The sequence below is a fragment of the Microcystis sp. M179S2 genome (genome assembly GCF_020245805.1).
Classification (GTDB): domain Bacteria; phylum Cyanobacteriota; class Cyanobacteriia; order Cyanobacteriales; family Microcystaceae; genus Microcystis; species Microcystis aeruginosa.
Genome location: NZ_JADBUE010000298.1, coordinates 1 through 3,530 on the forward strand (window position 1 = coordinate 1; position 3,530 = coordinate 3,530).

Consider the following 3,530-nt stretch of genomic DNA (forward strand, 5'->3'; position numbering starts at 1 on the left):
AAAGCCACTCTTAATCGTGTCTTGGAACGAAATAGAGGCTTTTAAAGACTGCGTACATGGAGAATTAAAACAAGAATTACCCTCGAAAAGCCTATTTTTCCACTAAGTATTTATGCTCATGGCAAAGGTGAGATGCTCCCTTCTTTGAATAATTTCACCTCGTAAAGCACAGACAATCTGTTTCATGCGTGGATCATTGACTGGGGAAGGTTTGACCCCAGGAGGATGAACTAAAATAAATTCTATATCTCCCTTGACTTTCAATAATTCTCCTAGCCAATGTTCGCTAAATCCCTCGCGCATCGGGATAACGATCGATAGAAAAGTATTAGACATAAATTAACTCTTTAGATTTGCCTGTGATTTATCAAAGTTGTCTTGACTGCGATGCACTTAACTGGTTTAAATGGCTTCCAAATATTTGCTATCGAGCAGAAATGAGCCTCGATCGAATTTTACACCCCAATAACCCCCCGGCCGGCGATCGATAACCGTGCCGATATCGTCGATATTGAGCAGCTCTGGCGGCCGTAACATAGGCATGGGATCGGCGGTTTTCAGGTAAGGGGGAATGGCAATCAGACGGACTTTTCCCCCGACGCTAATTTCACTCATAGTACTGGCTAGATGCGATCGTGATATCGTATCTCAACTTAGCATATTTCAAATCATTCTAAAGATAGATTCCCTAGGGAATAGGTATTCTGTAAGCTGTTGCCATCCGCCTTTGGCGTTGGGTTGGGCTGTTGCTTGACCTAGCGGCGAGGGGATAATCGCAATACGAAATCTGCTGGAGCAATAATCATGAAAATCACTCATAAACTTTTGTTTTCTTCCTGGCTCTTACTGGGTGTCACGGTAGCCCCATCCCAGGTATTGGCAGGACCATTTGTTCCTCAAGGACCGTTTGTCCAACCTGCACCTGGACCGCATATTCCATGGCCAAAAAATGTTCCGGGCAAAGAATACAGCGATCGCTTTGACAAAGACACTCAAGAACCGCCAGTTCTAGATCCAGAACAGAATATTTACTGGGATGGCAATGGTGGTCGGCAAGATGCCTTCGACTATAGTGGCTCTCGCTCAGGTGATACCGATCCAGCTAGAGAAGTAGATGCCTTAGCTAATCATCAAGATGCCCTATTCTGGGATGTCATCGCTAATCAAGCCGCCCTACTATTCTCGACTGGTTCGACGACGCTATTACTCCCCGGTGATTCCCGTGCTACTGTTTATAACGCAAGTCCTGCTTATAACCAGCTTGGAATACATGAAAAAAGTGTTCTTTCTGAATCGATTGGCGGGGGGATTGGCTTTTGGGCAAAGCCTCCAGAAATTGATCAAGCGGGAGTTAACGATCTCGATGGTTTGGAGGTTTGGGGTGGCCTAGCAGATCCGACTCCTGATGATGCTGATGTGTACTCTTTGCTGGGAGATCCCCTCATTAACGGTACGAGAACGTCATTATGGTACTACAACGGTGGTGTAAGTAACCCTTATCTTGATGCTGCTCAGATTGCGGCGGCGATTAACCGCCCTGACATAGCTAACTTAGCGAATATTATCGATTTGGATGGTTTAATGGTCTGGGATGGCGGTAACATTGGCCAATGGGATAACAGCGATGCCATTCTGTTCAGTGTTATGCCCATCGACGCTAATCTTGATGGAATCATCACACCCAATATTAATGGGGGCGATATCGATGGCGGGGAAATTTGGCATTGGCAATTTGGTCAAGCTGCCCAATTCCTCAATCACGGTGGGCATCTCTGGGATACAGCTTTCAATGTCAGACAGGCTACCGGGGCAGTGAATGAAAATATAGATGCTTTAGAAGCTGTCGCTAGTTCACATAACGGACCACGAATTCCCGAACCCTCTACAGTCATCAGCTTATTAACCCTTGGCACTCTCGGCGCAGCTTCAACCCTGAAACGCAAACTAAAATCCTCTAAATTCGACGAAAACTAAACCACAAAAGTAGGCTAAATTGCTTACCAAAGTAGAATTAATGCTCCTTCATTCAGTCAGTTGAGGGGGTATTTTTTGTCCATGTTTCTATTCATTAATTTTTATTAATTAATCGATCACAAGTATTTTTTTGTGATACAATGGGGGCGGTTCATACAAATATCGTAAATTTTAATGACTATTGTGATTCCCAACGAAATTATACAAGCAACAGGAAAAAACGAGCAACTGTTGCAACTAGAACTGGCAATCATTATGTTTAGAGATTATCATATCAGTAGCGCAAAAGCGGCTGATTTTGCCAACTTATCTTTAATTGAATTTCGTCAAGAAGTCGCCAAGAGGAATATTTGTGTAAATTATGATAGTGTAGATTGGCAACAAGAATTACAAACCTTAAAAACCTTAGGTGATCTGTAATTGTTGTTAGTAACACCTCTCCGATTACCAGTTTAGCTGCTATCGGCTATCTTAACTTGCTCCATGATATCTATGGAACAATTATTATTCCAGTGGCTGTTTATGAAGAAATGACAGGATTAGGTTATTCAGTTCCTGGCACTATTGAAGTTCAAACCCTATCCTGGATAGAAAAGCGAGAGTTAGAGAATCGGTTATTATTAGAAGAATTACAAAAGGAATTACACCGAGGAGAATCAGAAACGATAGCTTTAGCGATTTCTTCAAATGCTGATAGAGTAATTATAGACGAGAACCCTGGCAGAAAGAAAGCAATTAGTTTAGGATTGAATGTTATTGGAATTTTAGGTATTTTATTAATTGCCAAAAGAAGAAGATTAATTCCTACTATTCAGCCGTTAATGGATGATTTGATTTTTAAAGCAGGTTTCCGTGTTAATCAAATATTGTATTTAGACATATTAAAAACAGCGCAAGAAATTGATGAAAACCAATAACTAAAGCCTTCAAAATTTTCTTATTTAATTGTTGCTAACTAATTGACAACAAGAGCGTTTTTTGTGGTAGAATAGTCGGTCTAGTGTAAATATAGTAAAAGTTGAAATGTCTATCACCCATATTAATAATCTTCAAGACCAGATTTTGCAGAGTATTAAGACTTTACCGCTAGAAAAACAGCAAAAAGTCCTTGAATTCGCCCAATCCTTACAAAGAAATTCACGTTTTCAGAAATGGGATCATATTTCAGATGCGGAAGCACAATCGTTACAAAATGAATTTGCTCAAGAGGATATTAGCTTTTCAGAAAGTATTTTACCCGATTATTTATCTCACCTTGAACAAGAGGATAAGCAATAAATGCGAGGGGATATTTATCTAGCTGATTTGAATCCGAGTCGTGGTTCAGAACAAGCTGGTATTCGACCTGTTATTATTGTCCCACTGTTGTTGTAATTCCATTAACCAGTAATTTACGTCGCGCACAAATCCCCGTAACAATGGTTATTCCCGCAGGACAGGGAGGCTTAAATCAGGAATCAGTAGCCTTATGTTATCAAATTGTTGTTAAGTAGGTAGGCGTTAAAAATTATCAGATCCCCCCCTTATTAAGCTATCCATTAGTCAGATCTTTCTTA

5 protein-coding genes and 2 pseudogenes are annotated in these 3,530 nt (G+C 40.8%); 5 read left to right on the plus strand and 2 right to left on the minus strand.

Annotation, left to right across the window (positions count from 1 at the left end):
- Positions 1–141: 141 nt before the first annotated feature.
- Positions 142–336, minus strand: a pseudogene (locus IM500_RS18040) (glycosyltransferase); the annotation flags it as partial.
- 66 nt (positions 337–402) lie between these two features.
- Entirely contained in the window at positions 403–615 is a 213-nt protein-coding gene (sipA, locus tag IM500_RS18045) for a regulatory protein SipA (protein WP_043995397.1), read from the minus strand.
- A gap of 189 nt (positions 616–804) precedes the next feature.
- Here sipA and IM500_RS18050 point away from each other — a divergent pair, with 189 nt between their 5' ends.
- The 5 genes and pseudogenes from IM500_RS18050 to IM500_RS24580 all read left to right on the plus strand — a co-directional run.
- Positions 805–1,974, plus strand: coding sequence for a PEP-CTERM sorting domain-containing protein (locus IM500_RS18050; protein WP_190718332.1), 1,170 nt, complete (start codon positions 805–807; stop codon positions 1,972–1,974).
- A 174-nt stretch (positions 1,975–2,148) separates the two neighbouring features.
- Positions 2,149–2,394 carry a UPF0175 family protein gene (locus IM500_RS18055; RefSeq protein ID WP_002770804.1) on the plus strand — a complete coding sequence of 82 codons (246 nt, stop codon included), beginning with the start codon at positions 2,149–2,151 and terminating at the stop codon, positions 2,392–2,394.
- Positions 2,394–2,891, plus strand: a complete 498-nt coding sequence (locus IM500_RS18060) for a PIN domain-containing protein (protein WP_190718375.1) — start codon at positions 2,394–2,396, stop codon at positions 2,889–2,891. Before IM500_RS18055 ends, IM500_RS18060 begins: the two co-directional genes overlap by 1 nt.
- Positions 2,892–2,997: 106 nt before the next feature.
- Positions 2,998–3,252 carry a hypothetical protein gene (locus tag IM500_RS18065; RefSeq protein WP_147072783.1) on the plus strand — a complete coding sequence of 85 codons (255 nt, stop codon included), beginning with the start codon at positions 2,998–3,000 and terminating at the stop codon, positions 3,250–3,252.
- Positions 3,253–3,461 (plus strand): annotated as a pseudogene (locus tag IM500_RS24580) (type II toxin-antitoxin system PemK/MazF family toxin); the annotation flags it as partial.
- Between the last annotated feature and the right edge of the window lie 69 nt (positions 3,462–3,530).